This window comes from Ralstonia sp. R-29, assembly GCF_049913345.1.
Taxonomy (GTDB): Bacteria; Pseudomonadota; Gammaproteobacteria; order Burkholderiales; family Burkholderiaceae; genus Ralstonia.
Genome location: NZ_CP184377.1, coordinates 1,640,162 through 1,666,820 on the forward strand (window position 1 = coordinate 1,640,162; position 26,659 = coordinate 1,666,820).

The following is a 26,659-nucleotide window of genomic DNA, read 5'->3' on the forward strand; positions in this document are numbered from 1 at the left end:
GCATGCAAGCGCACCTGCCTATGCTCGCCCGCAACGTGACGCACTTCGTGCGCCTACTGCGCAATGCCGGCATGCCGCTGGCGCCGTCACGTGCGGTCGATGCCATTGAAGCGCTCAGCCACATCGACATCGGCCGCCGAGACGACGTGAAGGCCGCGCTGTCCGCCCTGCTCGTTTCCCACCCCGATGAACGCACGCTGTTCGATGCCGCCTTCAATGTGTTCTGGCGTGATCCGGACTGGGAAGGCAAGCTGCGCGCCCTGCTGCTGCCCAAGGTGCGCGGTGGCGTTCCCCCCGCTGCACGCAGCAACCGCCTGGCCGATGCGCTGCGCGCGCAATCATCGACCAGCCTGCCGCCTACATCCACCCCCGACGGCGAGCGCCATGACATCGTTGCGCCGCTGGCGTTTTCTGCCAACGAAGCCCTGCGTACGCGCGACTTCGACACACTCAACGCCGCGGAATGGCGCACGCTGCAACACATGATCCGGCGCAGGCGGGTGCACTTGGCGCAGGAGCGCACGCGCCGGCTGAAGGCCGCCTCGCGCGGCCGGCACCCGGACCTGCGCGCCACCGCTCGCCAAACCGTGCGCGCCGGCGGCGAATGGACGGGCTGGAAATACCGCCAACCTGTCGACCGCACACCGCCGCTCGTGCTGCTGCTCGACATTTCCGGATCGATGAGCCGCTATTCGCGCGCGGTGCTGTACTACTGCCACGCGCTGGTGCAATCCCGCGAGCGCATCCAGGCCTTTCTGTTCGGCACGCGGCTGACAAACGTATCGCGGCAACTGCGGGAGCGCGATCCGGACATCGCCGTGCAGGCCATCGCGCAGCTTGTGCCGGATTGGTCCGGTGGCACACGCATCGGCGCCGCGCTGGCCGAATTCAACCGCCACTGGGCACGCCGCACGCTCTCCGGCCGCGCCACCGTGTTGCTGGTGACCGATGGGCTCGACCACGAGCATATCGACCTGCTCGACGCAGAAATGGCGCGTCTGGCCCGGTTCGCGCATCGCATCGTCTGGCTGAACCCGCTGCTGCGCTTTGCCGGCTTTGAACCCCGGGCACGCGGTGTGCGGGCGATCCTGCCATACGTGGACGCGATGGTGCCGGCTCACCATTTCGACAGCCTGACTGCGCTGGAGCAGGAATTGGCGCATGCTCGCCGCACACGCATCCCGCGCACGCCGTCTCACGCCACCCCTGCACGACCAACCGCCCCATGGAACTGACCCAGACTCACCTCCTGCCCGTGCCCCTGCAAACCGCTTGGGATGCGTTGAACGACCCGGCCGTGCTGCAGCGCTGCATTCCCGGCTGCGAAAGCCTGACCGCTGCCTCCGACGGCGACACGCCCGCCTACGACATCGCCATGCAAGCCGCCGTCGGGCCCGTGAAGGCGCGCTTCAAGGGGCGCATGCAACTGTCGGAGATCACGCCGCCGCGCAGCTACACACTGCATTTCGACGGCCAAGGCGGTGCCGCAGGCTTCGGCAAGGGCACGGCGCAAGTCCAACTGACGCCCGAGGGACCGACCGTAACGCGACTGGCCTACACCGCCACCGCACAGGTGGGCGGCAAGCTCGCGCAGATTGGTTCGCGGCTCGTCGATGGCGCCGCACGCAAGCTGGCAGATGAATTTTTCCAGCGTTTTGCGGCGGAGCTTGGCGCCTCGCCCACTGTGGACGGCGTGCCGGCCGAACACGCCATCCCCGATTTGGCAGGCGGCGAACTCCAGGCCCACGGTGCACGGCAAGGCACATCCGCCATCAGCCCGGCGGTGCAGCCGCGCAACCCGTGGCCGTGGATCATCGTGGCTGTGGTGGCCGTGGTGGCGGCCTACCTGTTTTTGCACCACGGGGCATAATCGGCCTCCCTTGGTATCCCTCTCGCACTGACGCCAACGCGCAGGAGCCGCATCATGGACAGCGTCGATCTTGAAGTCTTGAAAACCAGCGTGCGCTGGCTGGAACAGGGGCGGCGCGTGCTGCTCGTCACGGTGGTCAAAACGTGGGGTTCGTCACCCCGGCCGGAAGGCGCGATGCTCGCCCTGCGCGACGATGGTGTCGTCGTGGGTTCAGTGTCGGGCGGTTGCATTGAAGACGACCTCATCGACCGCGTGCGCCGCGAAGGCCTGCACCACACCAAGCCCGAAGCCGTGAAATACGGCATCAGCGCAGAAGAAGCCCACCGCTTTGGCCTGCCCTGCGGTGGCACGCTGCAACTGGTGCTGGAGCCGCTCAATGCCTCCAGCGGTATCGATGCCCTGCTGCACGCCGTGGAAGCCGGTCAGCTCGTCGCCCGCACGTTGGATATGGCCACCGGCGCGACCGTGCTGCAACACGCCAACGCCACCGACGGCCTGCAGTTTGACGAACAGCGCCTAGTCACCATCCACGGCCCACGCTATCGAATGCTCGTGATTGGGGCGGGGCAGCTCTCGCGCTATCTGTGCCAGATCGCCGTGGGCCTGGACTACCAGGTCACGGTATGCGACCCGCGCGAGGAATACAGCGAAGACTGGTCAATCCCGGGCGTCGCCATGGTCCGCACCATGCCCGACGACACAGTGATGGCCATGAAGCTTGACGAGCGCAGCGCCGTCATCGCCCTCACGCATGACCCCAAGCTGGACGACCTCGCGCTCATGGAGGCGCTCAAAACGCCCGCGTTCTATGTGGGCGCACTGGGCAGCCGCCGCAACAACGCCAACCGCCGGGAGCGTCTGAAGGAGTTCGACCTGAGCGATGCCGAACTGGCACGCCTGCACGGGCCGGTCGGCATCTACATCGGCAGCCGCACGCCGCCGGAGATCGCCATTTCCATCCTGGCCGAGGTGACGGCCGCCAAGAACGGCGTATCGCTGCCAACCATCCTGCAGGTGGAAGGCGCCAAGGCCGCGCGCGAAATTGCCGCAAATGCAACATCGGGGTGCGCCCTACCACAGGCCTGACGTCAATCCTCCTGAGGAGCGGCTCGAAAACGCTCGCTAGAAAGGTGGCTGAAAGGTTACATTCATATAAATGATCGGTTTTGCGCGGGTTTCCGGCCGCCCTGCATGGCGCCTGCCATGCGGCCCCGGCAAACCCCGCACCGTGCGCTGCCCTGAGCGGGTGGCGGCGCCCGTTCCCTACCGAGCATGTCGCGTAACTGTTGCGTGACAGTCGCGTCATGCGGCGCCGCTCGTATTGCAGCGGAATGCAGCGGAACACTGTTTGCAAGCGGAAAGGTCATCCGCTTCGCCCCCTTAGGATTTCGAGTTTTTTCGCATGAGTATTTTGTTGACCGGCGCGACCGGCTTCGTAGGCGGCGCCATTGCCGCGAATCTGGCAGCCAAAGGTTTGCTGGCTGACACGCGCTTTGCCGTGCGCGGCGACACGCCTGCCGAAGGGCTGGCGCGGCTGCGCAGCAATCTGCGCCGGTTTGCGTTCGAGCCGGCCGCGCTCGACGCCATCACCGAATCGCAAATCGTGCTGTTCGACCTGCGCGATGCCGGGGCCGCCAACTTGGGCGATCCGGAAGTCATCATCAATTGCGCGGCGCTGGCCACGTTTTCGAATCACCCGTCGCTGTGGGAAACCAACGTCGGTGGCGTGCTGGCGCTCGGCAAGCTGGCCGCGCAGGGCAAGCGGCTCAAGCGCTTCCTGCAGATCGGCACAGCCATGTCGTGTGGTCAATTGGCCAACCGCCATGTCAGCGAAAGCTGGGACGTACCGACCATCGAGCATCACGCGGTGCCCTATACGTATTCCAAGGGGATGGCTGAGCTGAAGCTGCGCGAAGACGTGCCGGAGCTGCCGCTGGTGGTGGTACGGCCGTCCATCGTGGTGGGCCACAGCACGCTCGGCTGCGAGCCCTCGGGCAGCATTTTCTGGATGCTGCGCATGGTGGCCATGCTCGAGACCTTCAGCTGCCGCCTGAGCGACCGCGTCGACATCCTGCCCGTGGATGATTGCGCGGAAGCCATCGTGCGGCTGTCGACTAAGCCCACGCTGGCGCACAACCTGTACCACATCAGCGCCGGCGATGCGAACTCCGAGCGCATTGAAACGCTGTACCCGCGCTTCAAGCGCTGCCAGACGCCGGAAGAAGACGCCCAGGCGCTGGCTGGCTACGTGTACCAGGAAAAAATCGCCGAGAAAGCATTGGCGCGCAAATTCCTGAGCATGACCGGCGAAGGCAACGTGCGCCTGGTCGCGCGCTGCATCCATCTGTATGCCAAGTTCGCCAGCATGAGCTACGTGTTCGACAACACGCGGCTGGTGCAAGAGACCGGCTTTCAGCCGCGCTCCCTGCTCGCCTACCTCGACCGCTGCCTCGAAACCTCGGACGCCGTGCCGATCCCCGAGCAGATGCAGTGGGACTATAAGTAGCCGTTCAGCCCGTTCAACCTACCGGGCCGCACGGCGTGTCATGGCGCCATGCTATAACCCTCGGCGCCCCGAACTGAGACTCCGGTCCACATCAATAAGGAGCCGCCGATGACGCTGCAAGCCCTCGTCCATCTCAATGTCGCCACGCTGGTGGATTCATTCATCAGCCTTGCCTCGGCGTTTGCGTTGGGGTCATTGATCGGCTTCGAGCGGCAGATCAGGCAGCGGACGGCTGGCCTGCGCACTAACGCACTGGTGGCCGTGGCGGCCGCAGCCTTCGTCGATATGGCCGCGCAGATCGGCACGGCATCGGACACCACCCGCGTGATCGCCTATGTGGTGTCGGGCGTCGGCTTTCTGGGCGCCGGCACCATCATGAAGGAAGGGCTGAACGTGCGCGGGCTGAATACTGCCGCCACGTTGTGGGGTTCAGCCGCTGTGGGCGCGGCGGCGGGGTCGGATCTGATCGGTCAGGCCATTCTGGTGACGCTATTCGTGCTTGCGTCGAACATCCTGCTGCGGCCCGTGGTGGACCGCATCAACCGCACGCCGCTGGACAACCAAGCCAGCGAAGTCACGTACACGATGTGCGTGATCTCCACGAGCGAGCGCCAGAAGGAAGCCCTGGCCGATCTGGAGCGCCTGCTGGAAGAAGCCAGCTACCCCATCAGCGATCTGTCGGTCGAGCCCTTTGGGGAAGACCATGTGGAAATCGAAGCCATGCTGATGTCCACCGCCGTGAATGCGGCCGAGCTGGACCGCATCGTCAATGCGCTGCAATCGCAGCCGCATGTGGCCCAGGCGTTCTGGAACCCGAGCACGACGGAGTGATCGGGATCAGGCCGCCGCTCAAAGCTCTTGTGTGGCTGCCAGGGCAAAAATCTTCGCCCAGCGCTTGGCTTCCTGATGATTGCGCATCGGGATCAGCCACTCCGCCTGCGCTTGATGCTTCAGGCGCAGCGCCACCGTCCAGGCGCCTTCGCGCTCGACCGCATCGGCGCCGGCAATATCAGCAAAGAGAAAGCGGGCGTCCTGACCATGGAGTTGCAGCGTCCCGCGCTTGCTTTCGGCATCTACTGCGACCTGGCCCCAGCTCCCGCTGAGCGACACGATCCGCTGCCCTTTCACGTTGACGCCATGAACAGCGCGGTAACGTCGGATGAGGGTGATGACCGCGCAGGCTAGCAGCGCCGTGGCAACCAGCACCGCCGCACTGCCTGCCACGGCGCCGTAAGCCGCAGCGACGATTACGTACAACCGGACTGCGCCGTAGACGAGCAGACCAATCAGCGCGAACCCGGCAATGATGAACGGCATGGTGTGATTCCTTGATTGAGCCAGCCGGTTATATCAACCGAAACCGTGCTCAACGCAAGTTACCGCAACACATGCCGACGCATACGGCAAATCGTATCGATACGCTCAGACTAGGCGGAACGCCGCAATCGCAGCATTCAGCGCCTGGGCCTGTTCTTCCAGCGATTCGGCGGCGGCGGCGGCCTGCTCCACCAGCGCAGCGTTCTGCTGCGTGGCTTCGTCCATCAGCGTGACCGCCTTGTTGACCTGCTCGATGCCAGAGCTTTGCTCGTTCGAGGCGGCAGCAATCTCACCCATGATGTCGGTCACGCGGCGGATGGAGGACACGATGTCTTCCATCGTGCTGCCGGCGCGTTCGGCCAGCGCACTGCCGGTCTCGACCTTGGCCAGCGACGCCTCGATCATCTCCTTGATTTCCTTGGCGGCAGCGGCACTGCGTTGCGCGAGGTTGCGCACCTCGCCAGCCACCACGGCAAAGCCGCGGCCCTGCTCGCCCGCACGGGCCGCTTCTACGGCGGCGTTGAGCGCGAGGATGTTTGTCTGGAACGCAATCCCGTCAATCACGCCGATGATTTCCGACACCGTGCGCGAGGATGCGCTGATTTCGCGCATGGTCGCGACCACGTCGGTCACCACGGCACCGCCCTTGGCGGCGACGTCCGAGGCGCTGTCGGCCAACTGGCTGGCCTGGCGTGCGTTATCGGCGTTCTGGCGCACGATGGAGGTCATCTCTTCCATGCTCGATGCGGTTTCTTCCAGCGAGCTGGCCTGTTCTTCCGTACGTTGCGACAAGTCTGCGTTGCCGGCGGCAATCTGCTTGGTGGCGGAGCCAATCGATTCCGAGCCGTTACGCACGCGGCGCACCGTATCGGTCAACGCGTTTTGCATGCGGGCCAGGCCTTCGAGCAGGCGGCCCATTTCGTCCTGGCGGTCAATGTGCACCGGTTGCGTCAGATCGCCGGCAGCAATGCGGTCGAACTGCGCCAGCGTGGCATTGAGCGGCCCCACAATCGCGCGCAGCAGGGACCACGCACACCACAGCGCCACCACCAGCGCAAAGGCGATGGCGGTAACCACGATCATGCGGAAGCGCGCATACGCCTCGCGCGATGCGTCGTAGTTGGCTTTCGAGAACGCGAGCTGCTTCTTGCTCAGTGCCTGGCTGGAGTCATTGGAATCACGGAAGGCCGCCGAGACGCCCTTTTCCATGATCTTGTCTGCCGTTGCGCGGTCTCCGGCGCGCAGTGCCTTGATGATGTCGCGCAGGCTGCCTGACGCAGCTTCACGCTTGGTGGCCACCTCCTTGGCCAAGCGGTCCTCTTCCGCATCACGCGGCAGGGCCAGGTATTTCTTCCAGGCGACATCCGACTCGGCAATCAGCTCTTCGGTGCGATCCAGCAGCTTCATCGCACCCTTGTCTTCCGGATACAGCATTGCCTTGTCGAGTGCTGTACGGGCACGCGTGAGGCTCAGGTCAGACTCGCCCAGCGCGAGTGCGGACGGAAACTGGTTGGTGAAGGTTTCTTCATGCGCGCGGTTGGCATCACGCAGCCCCAGCAAGCCGGCGACGCCAATCAGCAAAGCGAGCGAGAACAGGAGTGAAACCGAGAGCACCAGACGGGTGCGGATGGTCAGGCGGGCGGACATGGGCGGGGCGGCGAGAGTGGCGTGCACGGCTTCTCACGCAGGCGCGACGATCGCGCCGGGCGGCCGGCTACCTCCGCACTATCGGTTGCCTTGGTGCAGAACTTGAGGGCAGCGTGCGCATTAGCGCACCCTTCGCCCTCATTTTGGTGCAAGATCAGCCGGGATTGCCTTTGCGGGCCTGCCGGTAGTCCTCGGCAAATTCGGCCCACTGCTTGAGGGACACCTGGCGCCCGTGGGCCGCCAGCTTGAGCGCCGATTTGCGCCATGCCGTGCCGGCGGCATAGTCCTGCACCCGCTCTACCAGGTCGGTGCCGTGCCGGCCGCAGCCGCGCAGGTGGCACCATGCGGCCACGCGCGCCATGGTTTGCAGGGCATCGTCCAGGTTGGCGATGACGTGCTTGCCCGAGCCCAGCGCCACGCGGTCGGCGGTCGGCTGCAGGCTCTTGACCACGTACGACTTCGGTTTTTCGCCCTTGGCGCCATAGACCACCCCGCGCAGCAACGCGGGCGAAATCGCCTGCGACACGCGCTGGATGTCCACCACGCGGCCGGCCTCGCTACGCCACGGCGCCACACTGCACGCGCTGCCCAGCGTATCCGCCCAGACGCTGGGCACGGAGAGCTTGATGTCGATCAGCCGTAGCGTGGCGGGGTCGTTCTCGGGGCGTGCGAGCACGGAATAGCGCTCCAGCCCCAGGCTACCGGTGCCGGCAATGCGCCTTGCCACGTCAATGGCGATGAAGCGCTGGCCATGGCCATTGCCCTGTTCCCCATACGCCTCCAGGATGCGGCGCGCGCGGCGGGCCTCTTCCTTGCTGGCACGCAATGTACGGCGGCCGTCGATGCGCAGGCTGATGCGGTTGCCGTCGCGTTCCGTGCGGCTGGCTAGGTAAGCGGCGCGGTTGCGCTTGCGCAAGCCGCGCAGCAGCTCGTACACGATGCCGGTGGCGGTGGCGCGCTCCACCCAGCGCGCCTTGCCGTCGACCAGCGCAGCGGCATACGTATCGAGAAAGCGCCGGCACAGGTTGTGCGCGTCTTCGTCGGCCAGCTTCCAGCTGCGTGCCGCCACCTGCAGGCTCGACAGCACGCGCACGAGGTCGACCGTGAAAGGCGCGACCAGGGCCTCGTCAAAGTCGTTCATATCGAAATAGACGAGGCCGTTGTCGCCCTTGAAGCTGCCGAAGTTCTCCAGGTGGAGATCGCCGCAGACCAGCGTGCGCGGCGCTTCGTGCAGCAACGGCGCGTGGGCCAGGGAGGCGGCGTACAGGTTATTGGTGCCGCGAAAGAACGAGAACGGATCGGCCGCGATGGCGGCGAGCTTGCGGGTAAAGCGTTCCGGATCGCGCCCGGCGTTGTATTCAAGAATGGTGCGCGTGCTGTCGTGCATGGTCCGGCCTCGTCGATGATGTGAAGTGGAGTGCAATGCCCTCGAAAATCGAAGATTACGCGTTGATTGGCGATTGCGAAACCGCGGCGCTGGTCTCGCGCGATGGCTCCATCGATTGGCTGTGCTGGCCCCGGTTCGATTCCGGGGCGTGCTTTGCCGCGCTGCTCGGCACGCCTGACCATGGCCGGTGGCGCATTGCCCCGCAGGGCAACGTACGTACAGTGCATCGGCGCTACCTGCCCGGCACGCTCGTGCTGGAGACGGTGTTTGAAACCGACACCGGCACGGTCAGCCTGACCGACCTGATGACCGTGCGCCTTCCCGGCACCACAACCACACGCGATGACACATCGGACCTCATCCGCATCGTGCGAGGGCTATCGGGCACGGTCGATATGCGCATGAATCTGACCCTTCGCTTCGACTACGGCGCCTCCGTACCGTGGGTCAGCCGCGTATCGGAAACCACCGGTACACCCGCCGAGCCCCCGTGTGACATGCCTGACTGCGTGCTGCGCGCCATCGCCGGGCCCGACATGGTGACCTTGCGCACGCCCGCGCCCATCCGGGGCGAGAACCTGTCCACCGTGGCGGACTTTTCCGTGAGCGAAGGCGAGGCGATGCCCTTCGTGTTGTCGCACTCGCCATCGCATCTGCCGTTGCCGGATTCCATCGATGCGCTCGAAGCGCAGGTCGACATTGAGGCGCGCTGGCGGGCGTGGTCGGGCCGCTGCCAGGGCGCGGGCGAATGGACCGAGGCCGTCTTGCGTTCGCTCATCACGCTCAAGGCACTCACCTATCACCGCACCGGGGGCGTGGTGGCCGCGCCCACCACATCGCTGCCCGAACAGCTCGGCGGCGTGCGCAACTGGGACTACCGCTACTGCTGGCTGCGCGACGCCACCCTCACCCTGCTCGCGCTGATGAACGCCGGCTACTACAACGAAGCCCGTGCCTGGCGTGAATGGCTGGAGCGCGCCATCGCAGGTAGCCCCTCGCAGGTGCAGATCATGTACGGCATAGCAGGTGAACGCCGTCTGGGCGAATGGACCGTGCCGTGGCTCCCTGGCTACGAAGGTGCGCAACCCGTGCGCATCGGCAATGCAGCGGCCTTGCAATTGCAACTCGACGTGTATGGCGAACTGATGGACGCCCTCTACATCGCGCGCAAGGGCGGCCTCGATGGCGATGAAGCGTCCTGGCGCCTGCAGGTCGCGCTGATGACGCATCTGGAAACCCTCTGGCAAACGCCCGATGAAGGCATCTGGGAGGTGCGTGGCCCCTCGCGGCACTTCACGCATTCCAAGGTCATGGCCTGGGTGGCGTTCGACCGCGCGGTCAGGACCATCGAAGACTTCAACCTAGAAGGCCCCGTGGACCGCTGGCGCGCCGTGCGCGACCGCATTCACACCGAGGTCTGCACGCATGGCTACAACGCGCGCCGCGGTTGTTTCGTGCAGAGCTACGGCAGCGAAGAATTGGACGCTGCCCTGCTGATGCTGCCGCTGGTCGGCTTCCTGCCGGCGTCGGACCCGCGCATCCGAGGCACCGTCAAAGCCATCGAAGAAGACCTGCTGGTCGATGGCCTCGTACGCCGGTACCGCACCGAGGCCGTGGCCGATGGCCTGCCCGAGGGCGAGGGTGTCTTCCTCGCCTGTAGCTTCTGGTATGTCGACAACCTCATCATGCAAGGCCGCCACGACGAAGCCCGCGCGCTCTTCATCAAGCTGCTGGCGCTGAGCAATGATGTGGGGCTGCTTGCGGAGGAATACGACCCGCGCGTGGGGCGGTTAGTCGGCAATTTCCCGCAAGCGTTTTCGCACATTGCGCTGGTCAATTCCGCGCTCACGCTGTGTGCAGCGGCGGATCACGTGGGCCAACGGACGGGGCAGCCGGGCCCAGGAGCGAAGCCGGTAAAATAGTGCCCATGACCGAATCGACCGCCTTCCCGCCCATGACCGATGACGAAACCAGTGCGTCCGGCAGCACCCTGCTAGGCCGCCCCGACAGCCCGTGCATCGGCATCTGCTCGACCCTCTTCGACGAGGTCTGCCAAGGCTGCGGGCGCACCCAACTGGAAGTCAGCAACTGGGTGTTCATGAGCGATGAGGAACGCAACGTGGTCTGGACACGCATCCTGGCCGAAGGGTCCGCCCAGGGCTACAACGCCGACGGCAGCCGCAAGTAGGCGGTACAGCAAGCGAAAAAACCCGGCCGAAGCCGGGTTTCTTTTTGGGCGCCCGCTTGTCGATCACGCGTTCTGCGCGGGGTTGAGTTGCAGCGCCTTGTATTCCAGGAACTCCTCCAGCCCGTACTTGCCGTTCTCGCGCCCGTGGCCCGATTGCTTGTAGCCGCCAAATGGCGCCTGCATGTTGAACGGCCCACCGTTGATATTCACCTGCCCAGTGCGAATGCGACGCGCCACGCGAATCGCGTGCGCCTCATCGCCCGACCACACGCCACCGCCCAGGCCGTAGATGCTGTCGTTGGCAATGCGAATGGCGTCTTCCTCGTTGTCGTAGCAGATCACGGTCAGCACTGGGCCGAAGATTTCTTCGCGCGCCACGGTGTCGGTGGTCTTGACGTTGCCGAGCACCGTCGGTTTGACGAAGAAGCCGGTGGACAGGCCTTCCGGCGCCTCCACACCGCCGGTGATGAGCTCCGCGCCCTCTTCCAGGCCCTTGCGGATGTAGCCGAGCACGCGATCGCGCTGCACGGCGGAGATCAGCGGGCCCAGGCGTGTGCTTTCCTGCGCGGGGTCGCCCGGCACATAGCTTTGGGCGAACTGCGCGGCTAAGGCCTTCACCTCTTCATACTTGGCGCGCGGCACCAGCATGCGCGTGTGTGCAGAGCAGGTCTGCCCCGAGTTCAGGAAGCACGCCGACAGCGTGCCCTTCACCGCCGCCGACAGATCTGCATCCTCCAGAATCACCGACGCCGATTTGCCGCCCAGCTCCAGCGCCACGCGCTTGACCGACTGCGACGCAAGCTCGGCCACACGTTTGCCAGCACGCGTCGAGCCCGTAAACGACACCATATCGACTTCCGGGTGGCTCGCCAGCACCTCGCCCACCACGGGGCCATAGCCAGTGACGAGGTTGAACACGCCCGGCGGCAGCCCCGCTTCTTCAATGACTTCCGCCAACACAAAGGCATTCAGCGGCGCCACTTCCGACGGCTTGAGCACCACGGTGCAACCTGCAGCGAGCGCCGGCGCGACCTTCAGCGTGATCTGGTTCAGCGGATAGTTCCACGGCGTAATGGCGCCCACCACGCCCACGGGCTCGCGCACTACCAGCGAGTTGCCGACATGCTCCTCAAATTCAAACGTGCCAAGCAGCTTGGCGAAATTGCCCCAGTTATAGACCGGGCCGCCCACCTGGATGGCACGCGCCAGCTTGATCGGCATGCCGACTTCACCCGCAATCATTTGCGCCAGTTCTTCGCTGCGGGCCTTGAGGCCATCGGCAATTTTCTGGATGTACTCGGCGCGCTTGGCAACGGGCGTAGCGGCCCAGCCGTCGAATGCGGCGCGTGCCGCTGCCACGGCCGCTTCGGCATCGGCGACGCTGCCCTCGGGAATCGTCCCCATCACCGCTTCGGTAGCCGAATGAATCACTTCAATGACGCCCTTGCCCTGCGGCGCCACCCACTTGCCGTTGATGAAAAGCTTGTCGCGTTGCTGCATCGTTGGTCGTCTCGCTCTGGTGGATGCGCGGTCTGCGCGTTGTTCTATCCGGGTTGCGACTAAGACTCACGCCGCGCCCGGGCGGTTATGATCGGTCTATTGTAGAGCCAGCAGCGCGCGCCGCTGACATGCCGGCCGAGGGAGACATCGCATGACCACCACCATCTACCAGAAGACCGACAAGGGGCAGGACGAGATCCGCACACGCGCGAACCACCTCGACCAACGTCACCGCGCCGTGCTTCTGATGGTCAACGGTGAGAAAACCTGCGACGACATCCTTCTCCAACTCCAGCCTCTGGGCATGACGCAGGCGGTGTTCGACGAGCTGGAGCAAGGCGGATACATCCGCGCGCATGTGTCCGGCACCGCTGTGCCGGACAAGAGTGTTCCGGCCACCCCCGCACCAGCGGCAGCCGCTGCGGCCAAGGCGGCGCCTATCCCCACTACCACGGCCGAGCCAGGTGTCGACGGCTACCAGCGGCTGTACCGCTTCTACACCGAGACCATCAGCCGCTACCTGGGTCTGCGCGGCTACCTGCTGGAGATGAAGGTCGAAAAAGCCGGCAACGTTGAGGAACTCGTTGCCCTGCGCGAGACACTCAAGGCTGCCCTGACGAAGACACGCGGCGAACCCGATACCAGCAACGTGATCGCCCAGCTCGATCTATTGATTGACGAGGCGACGAGCTAACCAGCCCAGCACGCGGACAACAAAAAAGGCGGCACACCGGCCGCCTTTCTTTTTGTCGAACGGAGAACGCTCGACGATCAGACTTCCACGCCCTGGCTCTGCAGGTACTCGTCGTACGTGCCGAGGTAGTCGGTGAGCGTGCCGTCCGGGCGCACTTCGATGATGCGCGTGGCCAGGCCGCTCACGAACTCGCGGTCGTGCGACACAAAGATCAGCGTGCCTTCGAACTTGTCCAGCGCGATCTGCAGCGACTCGATCGACTCCATGTCCATGTGGTTGGTCGGCTCGTCCAGCGCCAGCACGTTGTGGCGGCCCAGCATCAGCTTGCCCCAGATCATGCGGCCCTTCTCGCCACCCGAGAGCACCTTGACGTTCTTCTTGATGTCGTCGGCCGAGAACAGCAGGCGACCCATCGTGCCGCGCAGCGATTGGTCGTCGTCGCCGGCCTGTGTCCACTGGCTCATCCAGTCCATCAGGTCGCGGTCTTCGGGGAATTCTTCGTAGGTGTCCTGCGGCATGTAGCCGACGTTCGCATGCTCGGCCCACTTGACCGTGCCACCGTCGATCTCGATGCCGCGCTGCACGCCGTTCTTCACCGCACCGTTGAGCAGGCAACGCAGCAGCGTGGTCTTGCCGGCGCCGTTCTCGCCGATGATGGCGATCTTCTCGCCGGCCCGCACGGCCATCGTCAGATTGTCGAAAATCTTGCGGTCGTACGTCTTGCGCGCGTTCTCGGTTTCCACCGCCAGGTTGTGCAGCTTCTTCTCGAACTCGAAACGGATGAACGGGTTCTGGCGTGACGACGGCTTGATGTCTTCCACCTTGATCTTGTCGATCATCTTCAAACGCGACGTGGCCTGACGTGCCTTGGACTTGTTGGCCGAGAAGCGGCGCACGAAGTCCTGCAGGTCAGAGATACGCTCCTTGGCGCGCGCGTTGGCGGCCTGCAGGCGTTCGCGCGCCTGCATGGAGGCTTCCATGTAGTCGTCGTAGTTGCCCGGGTAGACCTTGAGCGTGCCGTAGTCCATGTCCGCCATGTGCGTGCAGACCTGGTTCAGGAAGTGGCGATCGTGGGAGATGATCACCATGGTGGAATTGCGCTCGTTGAGCACCGATTCCAGCCAGCGGATCGTGTTGATGTCGAGGTTGTTGGTCGGTTCGTCCAGCAGCAGCACGTCGGGGTTGGAGAACAGCGCTTGCGCCAGCAGCACGCGCAGCTTCCAGCCGGGGGCGACGTTGCTCATCGTGCCGTTGTGCTGGTCGGTCGGGATGCCGACGCCCAGCAGCAGCTCACCGGCACGCGCTTCGGCGGTGTAGCCGTCGTATTCAGCGTACTTGGCCTCCAAGTCGGCGGCCTTCATGTAGTCGTCGTCGGTGGCTTCCGGATTGGCGTAGATGGCGTCGCGCTCCTGCGCGGCGGCCCACATTTCGGTGTGGCCCATCATCACCACGTCCAGCACGCGCATGTCTTCATAGGCGAACTGGTCCTGACGCAGCTTGCCCAGGCGCACGCCCGGTTCCAGCATCACGTTGCCAGCGCTCGGCTCCAGATCGCCGCCCAGGATCTTCATGAAGGTCGACTTGCCGCAGCCGTTGGCGCCGATCAGGCCATAGCGATTGCCCTCGCCAAACTTGACCGAGATGTTCTCGAACAAGGGCTTGGGCCCGAACTGCATGGTGATGTTGGCGGTGGAAAGCACGTGGAAACCTTGATTTGAAAAGCGGTGATCTGGCGCCGCAAGCACTTGGTGAACGCTTGCGATGGACGCCATTTGGAGAACCCGGGATTTTACCATCCGAGCGTGACCCGGATGGCTTGGAGGCTTAAGCCTTCAGTGTCGGATACCCCGATAAGTGCAGCGTAAAGCCCGTGGCATCAACCTCAAGCTCGGCCTGTGCGCCAATCGGCAGCGTCGCCTTGGTCGGGCAATGGCCGAACGGCAGGCCAGTGAGGACCGGAATCGACAAACGCTCGGCCAGATAGTCACGCATAGCGTCGAAGTCGTAGCCAGCGTCGTACGGCGTGGTGCGGTAGCCCGAAAAATCGCCCAGTACAAGCGCCTGCTGGGCTTCCAGCACGCCGGCCTGCTGCAACTGGAGCAGCATGCGCTCCACGCGGTACGGGTGCTCGTTGATGTCCTCAACAAACAGGATGCCGTCACGGATTTCTGGCAGATACGGCGTGCCGATCAGGCTGCACAGCATGGCTAGGTTGCCGCCCCACAATGTGCCGGCGTAGCGACCCGGGTGCGCACAGTGCTTGGGTTGCGGCAGATCCACACGCAACGCATACGTCGGGCTGCGGAGGATGCCCCAGAAGTGTTCGACCATGAACGGGTCGACCATCTCCAGCCCGAAATCCGAACAGACGTGCGGCCCTGCAAAAGTCACGCCGCCCGTGGCTGCCAGATACGCCAGCGAGAACGCCGTGAAATCGCTGTGGCCAACGATGATGGCGCCGGTAGCCTGCGCGCGGCGACCGATGCCGATGAAATCGATGTGGTCCAGCAGGCGCGTGAGGCCGTAACCTCCGCGGATGGCCATGGCGATCTCCTGGCCGCTGCCGGTGCCGATCTGGTGCAGATCCGCCAGTCGCGCCAGTTCGCCACCGGCGAAGCGTTGATGCTGACGCCCCAGGCACACCTGGTTGACGATCGTGCAGCCCTGCGCCTCAAGGAACGCCACGCCGCGCTCGGCGATGGCGGGATCATTCGGATAACCAGAAGGCGCAATCAGGCGGACGGTAGTCATGCGGTAGGTTTGTCGATTTCGGTCGTTGCAAGCCGCGCGGCCTTCTGGCTGGCGCGGCGCTCGGCAAAGAAGGCGCGCAGCATGTCGCCGCACTCCTGGGCGAGCACGCTGCCGGTGATGGCGGTCTGATGGTTCAGCCGCGTCTCGGCAAACAGGTCGAGGATGCTGCCGGCAGCGCCGGTCTTGGGGTCGGGCGCGCCGTAGACGACGCGTGCCACGCGGGCATGCAGCATGGCGCCGGCGCACATCACGCACGGCTCCAGCGTCACGAAAACTTCGCAGTCGGGCAAGCGGTAGTTGCCGAGCTTTTCGGCAGCTTGGCGCAGGGCACGCATTTCGGCGTGAGCGGAGGGGTCGTGTGTGCCGATCGGCGCGTTGTAGCCGACGCCGACGATCTCGTTGCCGCGCACGACTACGGCGCCCACCGGTACCTCGCCCTGCCCCCACGCGACCTTGGCCTGCACCAGCGCCTGCTGCATCCAGTAGCCGTCGCGCTCGTGGGCGGACATGCCGGCGGGCGGCGTGAGGACGTGGGGCGTGGTCATGCGGTTCGAGGCGATCCGATCAATCCTGCTCGTGCGGGCGCGCGAGCTTCACGTCGGCCCAGCAGTTCGGGGTTTCGTACAGCACCAACTTGGACAGGCGCAGATGGTGCCCGAACGTGTTGCGGAACACCGGCTCCAGAATATCGAAGGCGACCTGCGCGAGGTTTTCGACGGTGGGCACGTCGTTCAGCACGACAGTCTTGTGACCGCCTTCCATGTCGTTCAGGAACTCGACCAACTTGGTGTCGCCGCGATAGACCAGGAACGCGTGGTCCCACAGGTCGACGAGGTGCTTGTTGGCGAGCTGCTTGACGTCACCGAAGTCAAGGATCATGCCGTCGTCGGCAGCCTTGTCGTTGTGCAGGACTTCGCCGGTGAGCGTGAGTTCGAGCTGGTAGCGATGGCCGTGCAGGTTGCGGCACTGGCCGGCGTGGCCCGGGATGCGGTGGCCGGCATCGAATTCGAGCCGGCGCGTGATGGAAACGGTCTTGGTCATGGAGCGCAAAGGACTGGGCGGCAGCGGACGCCGCAAAACGGCTGGAACGACTGGAGAAGATGCTGCGGCCCGCCTTAGCGGATGCCCAGCATCTTATGGGTTTGCAGCGACAGGCGCCAGCGTGGCCGACGCTGGCACAGTTCAACGGCTGCCGCCGTATTCTGCCGCGCCAGCGGGCCATCCATGGCCTGCAGGAAGAAATGCTGGAAATCCAGCCGTTCGTATGCGTCGAGGTCTTGCCCGTCTTGCGGGATCACGACCTTCAGTTCATCCCCACGCGTGACGACCAGCTCCGAGCCCATCTTCGGGCTCACGCACACCCAGTCGATGCCGGGCGGGACGGCGATGGTGCCGTTGGTCTCGATGGCGATCTCGAAGCCGCGTGCGTGCAGCGCGTCGATCAGGGGGGTGTCGAGTTGCAGCAGCGGCTCGCCGCCGGTGCAGATGACGAGGGGTTTGCCGCCCGTGGCATCAGCCGGCCATTCAGCGGCGACGGTGTCGGCCAAAGCCTCTGCGGTGGTGTATTTGCCGCCTTGCGTGCCGTCCGTGCCGACGAAGTCGGTGTCACAGAACTGGCAGACGGCGGTGGCGCGATCGGCTTCGCGCCCGCTCCAGAGGTTGCAGCCGGCGAAGCGGCAGAAGACGGCTGCGCGGCCAGTGTTGGCACCCTCGCCTTGCAGCGTGTAGAAGATTTCCTTGACGGCGTAAGTCATGTCTGAACGGTGGCATTCACAGGAGATCGCCGAAAAAGCGACGTCATTCCCGCGCAAACCGTACCAGTACCCACTAGTGAATAACCCGGTATTGTTTCACAGATCGGGCTCTTACGTTGCCCGTTATGCCGCCCTACCCGCAGAAGGACGCCCACGTCACAAACGAAAACGCGCCTTCCGGGGTCAGCCACGCTGTGAAGACCCACGCAGCACCGGCTGCCGCCAGAGCCCATGCCGTCCAGCGGCCAAGTCGCGTGCTCATGCCGGTTGGGCCATCGGCGCGCGTGCCAGTTGGCGATCGTCGATCGGCCAGTGGAGCAGCGCCGCGACCACGCCCAGCGCCATCGCGCCAAACCAGATGGCGTCGTATGAATGGAGCCGGTCATACACCACGCCGCCCAGCCAGACCCCCAGGAACGCGCCGATCTGGTGCCCCAGGAATACAAAGCCGAACAGCGTACCGATATACCGCACCCCAAACACCTGCGACAGCAGCCCATTAGTGAGCGGCACCGTGCCCAGCCACAGCAGCCCCATCACGATGGCGAAGCCATAGAGCGTGACGGGCGACAGCGGCAGCAGGATGAACAGCGCAATCGCCGCCGTGCGGATCAGGTACAGCAACGACAGCAGATACTTGCGCCGGAACAGCCCGCCCAGCGCGCCGCAGTAATACGTGCCGACGATATTGGCGGCGGCGATCAGTGCCAGCGCCACCATGCCATGCCGACCGGTCAACCCCTTGTCGAGCAGATACGCCGGCATATGCGCGCCAATGAAGGCGAGCTGGAACCCGCATGTCAGAAAACCGAGATTCAGCAGCCAGAAGCCCCGATGCGCAAAGGCTTCGCGGATAGCGGCGCCCATGCTCTGGTGCGCCTCCTTGGCCACGGTTGCCGACGTGCGCTCGCGCAGCGGCACCGCCAGTGGCAAAAACACGGCCATCACCACCGCCATGACCACCAATGCTGTCACCCACCCGACGGTACTCAGCAGGCCCTGTGCCGTCGGCACCATCACAAACTGGCCGACACCACCCACCGCACCGGCCACACCCAGCGCCCAACTGCGGCGCTCGGGCGGTGTAAGCCGGCTGATGGCGCCATACACCACGCCGAATGACGTGCCTGACAACCCCATACCGACCAGCAATCCCGCCGACAACGTAAAGCCCAGCGGCGTACCGGCATGCGCCATCAGCAGCAAGCCCAGCGCATAGACGGCGATGCCGGCGACCACCACCTTCGCCGCGCCAAACCGATCCGCCAACATGCCGGCAAACGGCTGCATCGCACCCCAGATCAGGTTCTGCAGCGCGATGGCGAAACCAAACGTCTCGCGCGTCCAGCCGTGGCCCATGGTGATCGGCACCAGGAACAGGCCCTGTACGTGGCGGATGCCGAGCGCCAGACCGATCACCGCCCCGCCCGCCAATACGGGCAGCCAGACAGATTGCGTGTGGGATTTCGCGTGCATGAAAGGATTCCTCGTTGCGACTGACATTCCATCTTCGCAAGCGTGCCAAATGCACAATGGACTGGAATATCGCCAGATGGCTTATTAAACTTCGCCAGATTCAGGTGCTCAATTGATCTTTGAGAACCTTTTGCATGAGGAAAACGCATGTCGACTCCCCTGGTTCGGTTGGCCTCGCTGGACTTGCTGCGCGGTTTTGTGGCGGTGGGCCGGCGCATGAGTATCACGCTGGCTGCCGACGACTTGTGCCTGACGCAATCGGCGGTGAGCCGGCAGGTGTCTGCGCTGGAGGAAGCGCTGGGCGTCAAGCTGCTGGTGCGCGGGCATCGCTCGATTGCCTTCACGCCCGAGGGCGAACGCCTGTTCCGCAGCGCCGACAGTGCCGTGCAGCAGTTGCAGGACGCCATTGGCGCCATCCGCGTGGCTGCGGAGCGCCGGCCGGTGACGATCACCGCGAGCATCGGCGTGACGGGGTTGTGGCTGCTGCCGCGCCTGGCACGGTTTCAACAGCAGTACCCGGACATCGACGTGCGCGTCGCCACCAACAACCGCCTCGTCGATCTGAAGAACGAAGGCATCGAACTGGCCATCCGTTACTGCCCGCCTGGGGACGCGCCGCCGGGCGCGATCCGGCTGTTTGGCGAGACGGTGGCGCCGGTCGCACATCCGTCGCTGGGCGTGCGTTCGCTGGACTCGGCCGACGCCCTGAACGGGCTGACCTTGCTTGATTTTGACGACCGCGACCTGCGCCGCCCGTGGCTGCAATGGACGGACTGGCTGGCCGCCGCTGGCTGGAGCCACGCCAAACCGCGCACCGTGCTGCGCTTCAACCAGCACGACCAGATCATCCATGCCGCAGTGGCGGGCCAAGGTATTGCGCTTGGGCGCCTGGAACTGATTACGCCGCTACTGGCTGACGGCCGCCTGGTGACCGTTCCGACAACGGCTCCAGGCGTGCACAACACGCATGCGTACTGGCTTATCCAATCCGAGGCCGCCCCACGTCGCGATGTGCGTGATGTGGCTGCGTGGATCCGCTCGGAAGCAGCAACCCAGGCCTCGCATGCACCTTGCGCATCCGAGCTTGCCTGAAAGGCGTTTGAACGTGCGCGGCAGTCCACGTGTAATGCGGCGGACTTCGGCGCTCCCCCTTTTTTCGTCGCAGCCTTGCAGTCCCCCTCTCACTCACTCCACACCGGATCGCCCATGCCGACTCAGATCGAAAAAGCGCACACCTTCCGCAACCTGCACGAACGCAGTGGCACCTTTGTCATCCCCAACCCGTGGGACCCGGGCTCGGCCCGGCTGCTGGCGGCGCTCGGCTTTGAGGCGCTGACGAGCACGAGCGCCGGCTTCGCCTTCTCGCGCGGGCGGCCCGATTACGGCATGGGCCGCGATGTCATCCTCGCGCACGTGGCCGATCTCGCCGCCTCCACTGATCTGCCCATGGCCGCGGACCTGGAGGACGGCTTTGGCGACGCCCCCGAAACCGTCGCCGAGACCATCCGACTCGCAGGCGCCACGGGCATCGTCGGTGGCTCGATCGAAGACGCCACAGGCAACCCCGATGCGCCCATCCATTCGCTGGAAGCTTCCGTCGAACGCATACGCGCAGCAGTGGAAGCCGCGCGTTCGCTACCGTTTCCGTTCACGCTCACGGCCCGTGCTGAAAACTATCTGCACGGCCGCAACGACCTGGCCGACACCATCCGCCGCCTGCAGGCCTTCCAGGACGCGGGTGCAGATGTGCTCTACGCACCGGGCCTGAAGACGCGCGAAGAGATCGCCACCGTGCTGCGCGAAATCGACCGCCCACTCAACGTGGTGATGAGCTTTGCCGACGGCAACCTGAGCGTGGCCGAGCTGACCGAACTCGGCGTCAAACGCATCAGCGTGGGCGCCGCCCTGGCGCGCGCCGCCATGGGTGCATTCCAGCGTGCCGCGGAAGAACTGTGGACCACGGGCACCTTCAACTTTGCGCGGGATGCAGCCAGCGGCGCCAAGCTCAACGCGCTGTTCGCTTGATCGCCGCCCAGCGATGACCGCCGCCACACGCCCGGGCGTTCTGCGCCAGATCCCTGCCGGCGTCTGGGTGCTGGGCTTCGTCAGCCTGCTGATGGATATTTCGTCCGAGATGATCCACAGCCTGCTGCCGATGTTCATGGTGTCGACGCTGGGTGCGAGCGCGCTGACGGTTGGCCTGATCGAAGGCCTGGCTGAATCGACTGCGCTGATCGTCAAGATCTTCTCGGGTGTGCTGAGCGACTACCTCGGCCGGCGTAAGGGGCTGGCGGTGGTTGGGTACGCACTCGGCGCATTCTCCAAGCCGCTCTTTGCGCTCGCCCCCACGGCAGGCATCGTGCTGACGGCGCGGCTGTTGGACCGCACCGGCAAAGGCATCCGCGGTGCCCCGCGCGATGCGCTGGTCGCCGACATCACGCCACCGGAATTGCGTGGCGCGGCGTTCGGGCTGCGGCAATCGCTGGATACCGTGGGCGCGTTCGTGGGGCCGCTGCTGGCCGTCGGGTTGATGCTGCTGTGGGCCAATGATTTCCGCGCCGTGTTCTGGGTGGCGATGGTGCCGGGGCTGCTGTCAGTGGCGTTGCTGCTGTTTGGCCTGCGCGAGCCCCACGGCCACGTCACCACGCATCGCACCAACCCCATCCGCCGCGACAACCTGAAGCGGCTCAACCCCGCGTACTGGTGGGTGGTGATGATCGGTGCGGTCTTCACATTGGCCCGCTTCTCGGAGGCCTTTCTGGTGCTGCGCGCGCAACAGGGCGGCATCCCCGTGGCGCTGGTGCCGCTGGTGATGGTGGCGATGAACGTGGTCTACGCGCTGGCCGCGTATCCATTCGGCAAGCTATCGGATCGCATGAGCCACCACGCGCTGCTGGCGCTCGGCTTGGTCGTGCTGATTGCTGCGGATGTGGTGCTCGGCCTTTCCGGTCATTGGGGCGTGGTCATTGCCGGCGTGGCACTGTGGGGCATCCACATGGGTATTACGCAGGGGCTGCTGGCCACCATGGTCGCCGACACCGCCCCGGCCGACCTGCGCGGCACCGCCTACGGCATGTTCAATCTCGTCAGTGGCTTGGCCATGTTGATTGCCAGTGGCCTGGCGGGGCTGCTATGGGACAGGCTGGGCGCGGCTGCCACGTTTCATGCCGGCGCGGTGTTCTGCGTGCTGGCGTTGGGCTTGCTGGCCATGCGGCAAAGCGTTGCGCCCAAGCACTGACGCCCGCTCTACTCGCCGGCAATTTCACGCAGCAGGTGCGCTTCCGTGTTGGTGTTGATCTGCACCCACAGCGGCAGATGATCTGACAGCTGATACGTCATCGCCTGTTTGGTCAGGCGCGGGAACAGCGGCGTGTGATCGCCCTGGTAGAAATCCAGCACCCCGCCTGCATTGATGAAGCTCTCGGGGTATTCCGGCAGGTGGAGGATCTGGTCGTAGCGCTTGTTCTTCTCCAGATTGCTGCCGAAGGTGCTGCGCAACAGCTTGTCGGGCACGCGCAGGCCCTTGGCGGTCAATGCCTTGAAGAGCGGGCTCTTCTCGCTGGGGATGTTGAAATCGCCCATGACGATGAGGTCCTTGCCGTCGGCATCTTTCTCTTGCGATTTGTCGTACACCCACTGCGCCAGCGCTTCGACTTCGGGCAGGCGCTCGCGCTCACTGCTGCCCCAGCGGATATGCGCGGCCATGCAGACAAAATCGAAATTGCCCGAGTGGAACGACGCGAGATACGGGCTGCGCCACCACGAGATGTCCGACAGATATTCCGCCCCGCGCTTGATGCGCGGCGGTTGCGCCTCGGCAGCCAGACCGTTGAAAGTGACCGCGCGGCGGTCGTAGACGAATGCCATGCGCTCACGGTTGCCGCCGGCATCGGGGATAGCATCGGAATACACCGCATGCCAGTCCGGCCCAAGCATGCCGAGCACACGCTTGAGGTCGCCCAGGTTGTCGCGCACCTCCTGCACGCCGATCAAGTCGAACTGCCGCAGGATCTCGGCGATGTAATACAACGCGGTCTTGGTGCGCGGCGTCTTGCCAAATTCGCGCACGTTCCATGTGGCGATGTTCAGCGTTTCGTCCAGCTTGGAGGACGGGATTTTCGCCTGCGCAATACGCTCACGCAGCACGAGTAGACCGCGCGCAATCTCGGGAGTGATGCCTTCGTAGTTCATGGGGGCGCTCTGTTTGAAAGCCCGCCACTCTAGTCACCGCGCGCGGATTGTCATATCAGACGACGCCCTGATGTGTGCGGAACCAATCCACGAGGAAATCCAGCATTGCGCGTAACGCCGCCGGCATCTGCCTGCGCGAGCTGTAGACGCCATGGATACCCAGCACCTGCGGCACATAGTCCGGCAGCAGACGCACGATCTGACCGCTGGCGATGAGTGGCGCGGCGGCAAACACGGGCTGCAGCGCAATGCCGGCACCCTCCTTGACGGCCGCCAGCAACGCCATGGATTCATTCCCGCTCAAGTTGCCGCCCACCGGCACATCGGCCGGCGCACCGGACTTTGCATCCGTGAACTTCCACAGGCTCTTGCCGAAGTACGAGTACGTCAGGCAGTTGTGCACGGCCAGGTCTTCCAGCCGGCGCGGCGTGCCATGCGCGGCGAGGTACGACGGCGCCGCCACCACAACGGATTCACACGTGCCCAGCGGCCGCGCAATCAGGTTGGGGTCGAGATCATTGGTAATGCGCACCGCCAGGTCGATGCGCTCTTCCACGAGATTGACGGCGCGGCTATCGACGACGAGATCGATGGCCGTGTGCGGATACCGCCGCAGATACGCCGTCACTGCTGCGCCCAGCACTTGCTGCGCAAGCGACTGCGCACACGCAATGCGCAGCAGACCACGCGGCATATCGGCTTCAGCGCCGTCGGCCACGGCCATCTGCGTGGCGATTTCCAGCATCTGGCGGCAGCGCGTGAGCGTGGCCTCGCCGGCCGCGGTCAGGCCGATGCGGCGTGTGGTCCGGTGCAGCAAGCGCGCGCCGGACCAATCCTCCATCTCGGCAAGGTAGCGCGTGACCATCGCACGCGACATGTCGAGCCCTTCTGCGGCGGCGCTCAGGCTGCCGCGCTCGACAATCGCCACAAACACTTCCGCCGCTTTGATGCGATCCATATTTGATCGATTGATGAAACAAATATGCGCATCTTATGGGGTTTTTCGGCCGAATCAAGCAACCTACAGTGATGACATTCCAAATCACCTCACCCGACTGGAGAACCCGAATGTCCTTGATCCGCACCCTGCTCGCCGCCAGCCTTGTCAGCGCTGGTCTTGTGGCACATGCCGCCGCGCCTGCGCCGCTGCACCTGGAGGTCTATAACCCGGGCGACAAGGGCATCTTCCCGGTGTCGTCGGAAATCGTCACCGGCGCGCACGAGGCGATCCTGATCGACGCGCAATTCCAGCGCAGCGACGCGCAAGCGCTGGTGCAAAAGCTCAAGGCCAGCGGCAAGACGCTGACCACGGTCTACATCAGCCATAGCGACCCGGATTACTACTTCGGGCTCGACGTCATCCACGTTGCTTTTCCGCAAGCGAAGATCGTGGCGACACCGCAAACGGTGGCCGCCATTCGCGCGTCGATGCAAGGCAAGCTGGCCTACTGGGGCCCGATCCTGAAGGACAACGCGCCCAAGGCACTCGTGCTGCCCGAGGTGCTGCAGGCCGACCACCTGACGCTGGAGGGCCGTACGATCGAGATCAAGGGGTTGAACGGCCCCTACACGCCCGACGCGGCACGCACGTATCTGTGGATCCCGTCGCTGAAGACCGTAGCCGGCGGCGTGGTCGTCTTCAACGGCGATCATGTCTGGGTGGCGGACACGCAAACGCGCGAATCGCGCCTGGGCTGGCTGCAGACGCTGGACAACATCGCCGCGCTCAAGCCTGCAACGGTAGTGCCCGGCCACTTCTCCGGTGCGATGCCCAAAGGGCTGGACGCAGTACGCTTCACGGCCGATTACCTGAAAACCTTCGAGCTGCAAGCTGCCAAGGCCAACAACTCCGCAGAGCTGGTCAAGGCCATGAAGACCGCCTACCCGACGCTGGGCGGCGATGCCTCGCTGGAGCTGAGCGCCAAGGTGATCAAGGGCGAAATGAAGTGGCCGCAATAACACAGGCAGACACGAGGACAAACGCATGACGACGCTGCATTACATCTTCGACCCACTGTGCGGCTGGTGCTACGGCGCTGCGCCGCTGGTGGAGGCCGCCCGCAAAGTACCGGACCTGGAAATCGCCTTCCATGCCGGCGGCATGCTGGCCGGCGCGAACCGCCGTGCGGTGACGCCGCAGTGGCGCGACTACGTCATGCCGCACGACCACCGCATCGCCAGCCTCACCGGCCAGCCCTTCGGCGAGCCCTACTTTGAAGGCCTGCTGCGCGATACGACGGCCGTGATGGATTCGGAGCCGCCCATTACCGCTGCGCTGGCTGCGGAGGCACTGGGCGGGCGCGGGCTGGACATGACCCACCGCATCCAGCGTGCGCACTACCAAGAAGGCCGACGCATTGCCGATGTGCCTGTGCTGCGTGAATTGGCGGCCGAGATTGGCCTGTCGCCCGAAGCCTTCGATGCGGAATACGCGCGGCAAGCCGGTGCGCTCACGCAGCAGCACATTGCGGCAAGCCGGCAATGGCTGGACCGCGTGGGTGGCCAGGGCTTCCCGACGTTTGCGCTGGAAGATGCAGATGGCCGCATCGGCATGATCGACATCGGCCCGTGGCTGGGCCGCCCGGAGCGATGGGCGCAAGCGCTCGCGGAACATGTCGGCGCGCCGGTTTCGGTAGATGCGGTAGATGAAGCCGACGGCCCCGTCTGCGGGCCGGATGGCTGCGCATAGACTTAGAGAGCCCGCGCCTCAGCCCTTGAGCGTCCAGCGGCCGAGTTCGTCATAGCGGGTCTTGCCCAGCCAGCTATGGATCAAGACGAATTCCCGCACCGTCCACGTGATGGGCTCAACGGGTTTGGGCGCAAAACCGCCACGGTCATACAGCAGCGTGATATGCGGTTTGAAGTGGCCATGCGGCACGGGCACGCCGGCCCGCAACAGCGCGTCGCCCAGGGCCGACTGAAACGCCATCAGTCCGGTCACGCCATCGCTGCCGAGCAGCACGAAGGGCCGGTGATCGCGCCGGCCATGAAAGCTCACCACCTGGTTGAACGTGGCGTCGAACGCAGGCAGCGCAAGCGTGTCGGCGGCGGCACGCACCCTTGCCACCACGTCGTCGGGCGGCGGTTGAACGAAATCCCCAACGTGATGGAGCGTGACGTGCAAACGTTCTGCACGCAGCGCCTTGCCCTTGAAACCCACCACGGGCCGCAGTTGCTCGATCAGGCGAGCGATGTGTCGCGCGGTCTCGGCATCGGGCTTCACGGCCAAAAACAGGCGATGCGCGGGCAACTGCGGGGTGGCTTCGAATCCGGGAAGCGTGAGTTGGGTCACGGGAAGGCGGCAGGCGGCGAGTGGGGAATCCGCTCATTATCGACGCCCGCATGACCGTTTTGCTCCGGTCTTGCTGCGGTCTTGCC

Annotated in this window: 26 protein-coding genes; 13 read left to right on the forward strand and 13 right to left on the reverse strand. The window is 64.8% G+C overall.

What is annotated here, in order from left to right; all coding sequences use genetic code 11:
• The first annotated feature begins 2 nt into the window (after positions 1-2).
• The 5 genes from ACN9M1_RS07690 to ACN9M1_RS07710 all read left to right on the forward strand — a co-directional run bounded on the left by ACN9M1_RS07690 (position 3) and on the right by ACN9M1_RS07710 (position 5,207).
• A complete protein-coding gene (locus tag ACN9M1_RS07690) occupies positions 3-1,235 on the forward strand; it encodes a vWA domain-containing protein (RefSeq protein ID WP_426398620.1) in 1,233 nt (410 codons plus the stop codon).
• Entirely contained in the window at positions 1,226-1,870 is a 645-nt protein-coding gene (locus ACN9M1_RS07695; protein ID WP_426398621.1) for an SRPBCC family protein, read from the forward strand. Before ACN9M1_RS07690 ends, ACN9M1_RS07695 begins: the two co-directional genes overlap by 10 nt.
• 54 nt (positions 1,871-1,924) lie before the next feature.
• Entirely contained in the window at positions 1,925-2,956 is a 1,032-nt protein-coding gene (locus ACN9M1_RS07700; protein ID WP_426398622.1) for an XdhC family protein, read from the forward strand.
• A gap of 316 nt (positions 2,957-3,272) precedes the next feature.
• Positions 3,273-4,376: an SDR family oxidoreductase gene (locus ACN9M1_RS07705; protein WP_426398623.1), complete on the forward strand. Its 1,104-nt coding sequence runs from the start codon at positions 3,273-3,275 to the stop codon at positions 4,374-4,376.
• A 108-nt stretch (positions 4,377-4,484) separates the two neighbouring features.
• Positions 4,485-5,207, forward strand: coding sequence for an MgtC/SapB family protein (locus ACN9M1_RS07710; RefSeq protein ID WP_426398624.1), 723 nt, complete (start codon positions 4,485-4,487; stop codon positions 5,205-5,207).
• 18 nt (positions 5,208-5,225) lie between these two features.
• Here ACN9M1_RS07710 and ACN9M1_RS07715 read toward each other — a convergent pair whose 3' ends face one another.
• The 3 genes from ACN9M1_RS07715 to ACN9M1_RS07725 form a co-directional block, all read right to left on the reverse strand.
• Positions 5,226-5,693 carry a hypothetical protein gene (locus ACN9M1_RS07715; protein ID WP_426398625.1) on the reverse strand — a complete coding sequence of 156 codons (468 nt, stop codon included), beginning with the start codon at positions 5,691-5,693 and terminating at the stop codon, positions 5,226-5,228.
• A 105-nt stretch (positions 5,694-5,798) separates the two neighbouring features.
• On the reverse strand, positions 5,799-7,340 hold the full coding sequence (locus ACN9M1_RS07720; protein WP_426398824.1) for a methyl-accepting chemotaxis protein: 1,542 nt from the start codon (positions 7,338-7,340) through the stop codon (positions 5,799-5,801).
• A 154-nt stretch (positions 7,341-7,494) separates the two neighbouring features.
• The gene (locus tag ACN9M1_RS07725) at positions 7,495-8,727 is read right to left on the reverse strand and encodes a DUF2252 domain-containing protein (RefSeq protein WP_426398626.1); all 1,233 of its coding nucleotides are present in this window, start codon (positions 8,725-8,727) and stop codon (positions 7,495-7,497) included.
• A gap of 35 nt (positions 8,728-8,762) precedes the next feature.
• Between ACN9M1_RS07725 and ACN9M1_RS07730 the strand changes: the two genes are divergently transcribed.
• Together ACN9M1_RS07730 and ACN9M1_RS07735 are read left to right on the forward strand one after the other, a co-directional pair.
• A complete protein-coding gene (locus tag ACN9M1_RS07730; RefSeq protein ID WP_426398627.1) occupies positions 8,763-10,649 on the forward strand; it encodes a glycoside hydrolase family 15 protein in 1,887 nt (628 codons plus the stop codon).
• A gap of 5 nt (positions 10,650-10,654) precedes the next feature.
• Positions 10,655-10,915 carry a DUF1289 domain-containing protein gene (locus ACN9M1_RS07735; RefSeq protein WP_426398628.1) on the forward strand — a complete coding sequence of 87 codons (261 nt, stop codon included), beginning with the start codon at positions 10,655-10,657 and terminating at the stop codon, positions 10,913-10,915.
• Between the two features lie 63 nt (positions 10,916-10,978).
• On the opposite strand, the gene ACN9M1_RS07740 is transcribed toward ACN9M1_RS07735, so the two are convergent.
• Positions 10,979-12,415, reverse strand: coding sequence for an aldehyde dehydrogenase family protein (locus tag ACN9M1_RS07740; RefSeq protein ID WP_426398629.1), 1,437 nt, complete (start codon positions 12,413-12,415; stop codon positions 10,979-10,981).
• A gap of 151 nt (positions 12,416-12,566) precedes the next feature.
• Between ACN9M1_RS07740 and ACN9M1_RS07745 the strand changes: the two genes are divergently transcribed.
• The gene (locus tag ACN9M1_RS07745) at positions 12,567-13,109 is read left to right on the forward strand and encodes a hypothetical protein (protein WP_426398630.1); all 543 of its coding nucleotides are present in this window, start codon (positions 12,567-12,569) and stop codon (positions 13,107-13,109) included.
• A gap of 77 nt (positions 13,110-13,186) precedes the next feature.
• On the opposite strand, the gene ACN9M1_RS07750 is transcribed toward ACN9M1_RS07745, so the two are convergent.
• The 6 genes from ACN9M1_RS07750 to ACN9M1_RS07775 form a co-directional block, all read right to left on the reverse strand.
• Entirely contained in the window at positions 13,187-14,809 is a 1,623-nt protein-coding gene (locus ACN9M1_RS07750; RefSeq protein ID WP_426398631.1) for an ABC-F family ATPase, read from the reverse strand.
• A 124-nt stretch (positions 14,810-14,933) separates the two neighbouring features.
• The gene (ldcA, locus tag ACN9M1_RS07755; RefSeq protein ID WP_426398632.1) at positions 14,934-15,860 is read right to left on the reverse strand and encodes a muramoyltetrapeptide carboxypeptidase; all 927 of its coding nucleotides are present in this window, start codon (positions 15,858-15,860) and stop codon (positions 14,934-14,936) included.
• Positions 15,857-16,405, reverse strand: coding sequence for a tRNA adenosine(34) deaminase TadA (tadA, locus tag ACN9M1_RS07760; RefSeq protein ID WP_426398633.1), 549 nt, complete (start codon positions 16,403-16,405; stop codon positions 15,857-15,859). Before tadA ends, ldcA begins: the two co-directional genes overlap by 4 nt.
• Before the next feature lie 19 nt (positions 16,406-16,424).
• Positions 16,425-16,901, reverse strand: a complete 477-nt coding sequence (gene queD, locus ACN9M1_RS07765) for a 6-carboxytetrahydropterin synthase QueD (protein ID WP_009238193.1) — start codon at positions 16,899-16,901, stop codon at positions 16,425-16,427.
• Positions 16,902-16,975: 74 nt separating this feature from the next.
• Positions 16,976-17,614: a 7-carboxy-7-deazaguanine synthase gene (queE, locus tag ACN9M1_RS07770; RefSeq protein ID WP_426398634.1), complete on the reverse strand. Its 639-nt coding sequence runs from the start codon at positions 17,612-17,614 to the stop codon at positions 16,976-16,978.
• 258 nt (positions 17,615-17,872) lie between these two features.
• Positions 17,873-19,090 (reverse strand): MFS transporter, encoded by a 1,218-nt coding sequence (locus tag ACN9M1_RS07775; protein ID WP_426398635.1) that lies wholly within the window; start codon positions 19,088-19,090, stop codon positions 17,873-17,875.
• Between the two features lie 147 nt (positions 19,091-19,237).
• On the opposite strand from ACN9M1_RS07775, the gene ACN9M1_RS07780 reads away from it, so the two are divergent.
• The 3 genes from ACN9M1_RS07780 to ACN9M1_RS07790 all read left to right on the forward strand — a co-directional run bounded on the left by ACN9M1_RS07780 (position 19,238) and on the right by ACN9M1_RS07790 (position 22,328).
• Positions 19,238-20,182 (forward strand): LysR substrate-binding domain-containing protein, encoded by a 945-nt coding sequence (locus ACN9M1_RS07780; protein WP_426398636.1) that lies wholly within the window; start codon positions 19,238-19,240, stop codon positions 20,180-20,182.
• Positions 20,183-20,296: 114 nt separating this feature from the next.
• The gene (locus ACN9M1_RS07785) at positions 20,297-21,115 is read left to right on the forward strand and encodes an isocitrate lyase/PEP mutase family protein (protein ID WP_426398637.1); all 819 of its coding nucleotides are present in this window, start codon (positions 20,297-20,299) and stop codon (positions 21,113-21,115) included.
• 13 nt (positions 21,116-21,128) lie between these two features.
• Positions 21,129-22,328 carry an MFS transporter gene (locus ACN9M1_RS07790; protein WP_426398638.1) on the forward strand — a complete coding sequence of 400 codons (1,200 nt, stop codon included), beginning with the start codon at positions 21,129-21,131 and terminating at the stop codon, positions 22,326-22,328.
• Positions 22,329-22,336: 8 nt separating this feature from the next.
• Here ACN9M1_RS07790 and ACN9M1_RS07795 read toward each other — a convergent pair whose 3' ends face one another.
• A complete protein-coding gene (locus ACN9M1_RS07795) occupies positions 22,337-23,281 on the reverse strand; it encodes an endonuclease/exonuclease/phosphatase family protein (RefSeq protein WP_426398639.1) in 945 nt (314 codons plus the stop codon).
• Between the two features lie 55 nt (positions 23,282-23,336).
• Complete coding sequence (locus ACN9M1_RS07800) at positions 23,337-24,239, reverse strand: LysR family transcriptional regulator (protein ID WP_426398640.1); 903 nt, start codon at positions 24,237-24,239, stop codon at positions 23,337-23,339.
• Between the two features lie 110 nt (positions 24,240-24,349).
• On the opposite strand from ACN9M1_RS07800, the gene ACN9M1_RS07805 reads away from it, so the two are divergent.
• Positions 24,350-25,240 (forward strand): MBL fold metallo-hydrolase, encoded by an 891-nt coding sequence (locus ACN9M1_RS07805; RefSeq protein ID WP_426398641.1) that lies wholly within the window; start codon positions 24,350-24,352, stop codon positions 25,238-25,240.
• 25 nt (positions 25,241-25,265) lie between these two features.
• The gene (locus ACN9M1_RS07810) at positions 25,266-25,970 is read left to right on the forward strand and encodes a DsbA family protein (RefSeq protein ID WP_426398642.1); all 705 of its coding nucleotides are present in this window, start codon (positions 25,266-25,268) and stop codon (positions 25,968-25,970) included.
• Between the two features lie 18 nt (positions 25,971-25,988).
• On the opposite strand, the gene thpR is transcribed toward ACN9M1_RS07810, so the two are convergent.
• Positions 25,989-26,573: an RNA 2',3'-cyclic phosphodiesterase gene (gene thpR / locus ACN9M1_RS07815; RefSeq protein WP_426398643.1), complete on the reverse strand. Its 585-nt coding sequence runs from the start codon at positions 26,571-26,573 to the stop codon at positions 25,989-25,991.
• Positions 26,574-26,659: the final 86 nt, after the last annotated feature.

Excerpts from the sequence above, each read along its gene's own strand:
- ACN9M1_RS07790 (WP_426398638.1), top strand. The coding sequence starts at position 21,129 with ATGACCGCCGCCACACGCCCGGGCGTTCTGCGCCAGATCCCTGCCGGC.
- ACN9M1_RS07805 (WP_426398641.1), top strand. The coding sequence starts at position 24,350 with ATGTCCTTGATCCGCACCCTGCTCGCCGCCAGCCTTGTCAGCGCTGGT.
- ACN9M1_RS07800 (WP_426398640.1), bottom strand. The coding sequence starts at position 24,239 with ATGGATCGCATCAAAGCGGCGGAAGTGTTTGTGGCGATTGTCGAGCGC.
- ACN9M1_RS07780 (WP_426398636.1), top strand. The coding sequence starts at position 19,238 with ATGTCGACTCCCCTGGTTCGGTTGGCCTCGCTGGACTTGCTGCGCGGT.
- ACN9M1_RS07795 (WP_426398639.1), bottom strand. The coding sequence starts at position 23,281 with ATGAACTACGAAGGCATCACTCCCGAGATTGCGCGCGGTCTACTCGTG.
- ACN9M1_RS07710 (WP_426398624.1), top strand. The coding sequence starts at position 4,485 with ATGACGCTGCAAGCCCTCGTCCATCTCAATGTCGCCACGCTGGTGGAT.
- queD (WP_009238193.1), bottom strand. The coding sequence starts at position 16,901 with ATGACCAAGACCGTTTCCATCACGCGCCGGCTCGAATTCGATGCCGGC.
- ACN9M1_RS07775 (WP_426398635.1), bottom strand. The coding sequence starts at position 19,090 with ATGCACGCGAAATCCCACACGCAATCTGTCTGGCTGCCCGTATTGGCG.
- queE (WP_426398634.1), bottom strand. The coding sequence starts at position 17,614 with ATGACTTACGCCGTCAAGGAAATCTTCTACACGCTGCAAGGCGAGGGT.
- ACN9M1_RS07735 (WP_426398628.1), top strand. The coding sequence starts at position 10,655 with ATGACCGAATCGACCGCCTTCCCGCCCATGACCGATGACGAAACCAGT.
- ldcA (WP_426398632.1), bottom strand. The coding sequence starts at position 15,860 with ATGACTACCGTCCGCCTGATTGCGCCTTCTGGTTATCCGAATGATCCC.
- ACN9M1_RS07810 (WP_426398642.1), top strand. The coding sequence starts at position 25,266 with ATGACGACGCTGCATTACATCTTCGACCCACTGTGCGGCTGGTGCTAC.
- ACN9M1_RS07690 (WP_426398620.1), top strand. The coding sequence starts at position 3 with ATGCAAGCGCACCTGCCTATGCTCGCCCGCAACGTGACGCACTTCGTG.
- ACN9M1_RS07725 (WP_426398626.1), bottom strand. The coding sequence starts at position 8,727 with ATGCACGACAGCACGCGCACCATTCTTGAATACAACGCCGGGCGCGAT.
- ACN9M1_RS07730 (WP_426398627.1), top strand. The coding sequence starts at position 8,763 with ATGCCCTCGAAAATCGAAGATTACGCGTTGATTGGCGATTGCGAAACC.
- ACN9M1_RS07785 (WP_426398637.1), top strand. The coding sequence starts at position 20,297 with ATGCCGACTCAGATCGAAAAAGCGCACACCTTCCGCAACCTGCACGAA.
- ACN9M1_RS07745 (WP_426398630.1), top strand. The coding sequence starts at position 12,567 with ATGACCACCACCATCTACCAGAAGACCGACAAGGGGCAGGACGAGATC.
- ACN9M1_RS07695 (WP_426398621.1), top strand. The coding sequence starts at position 1,226 with ATGGAACTGACCCAGACTCACCTCCTGCCCGTGCCCCTGCAAACCGCT.
- ACN9M1_RS07700 (WP_426398622.1), top strand. The coding sequence starts at position 1,925 with ATGGACAGCGTCGATCTTGAAGTCTTGAAAACCAGCGTGCGCTGGCTG.
- tadA (WP_426398633.1), bottom strand. The coding sequence starts at position 16,405 with ATGACCACGCCCCACGTCCTCACGCCGCCCGCCGGCATGTCCGCCCAC.
- ACN9M1_RS07705 (WP_426398623.1), top strand. The coding sequence starts at position 3,273 with ATGAGTATTTTGTTGACCGGCGCGACCGGCTTCGTAGGCGGCGCCATT.
- ACN9M1_RS07720 (WP_426398824.1), bottom strand. The coding sequence starts at position 7,340 with ATGTCCGCCCGCCTGACCATCCGCACCCGTCTGGTGCTCTCGGTTTCA.
- ACN9M1_RS07715 (WP_426398625.1), bottom strand. The coding sequence starts at position 5,693 with ATGCCGTTCATCATTGCCGGGTTCGCGCTGATTGGTCTGCTCGTCTAC.
- ACN9M1_RS07740 (WP_426398629.1), bottom strand. The coding sequence starts at position 12,415 with ATGCAGCAACGCGACAAGCTTTTCATCAACGGCAAGTGGGTGGCGCCG.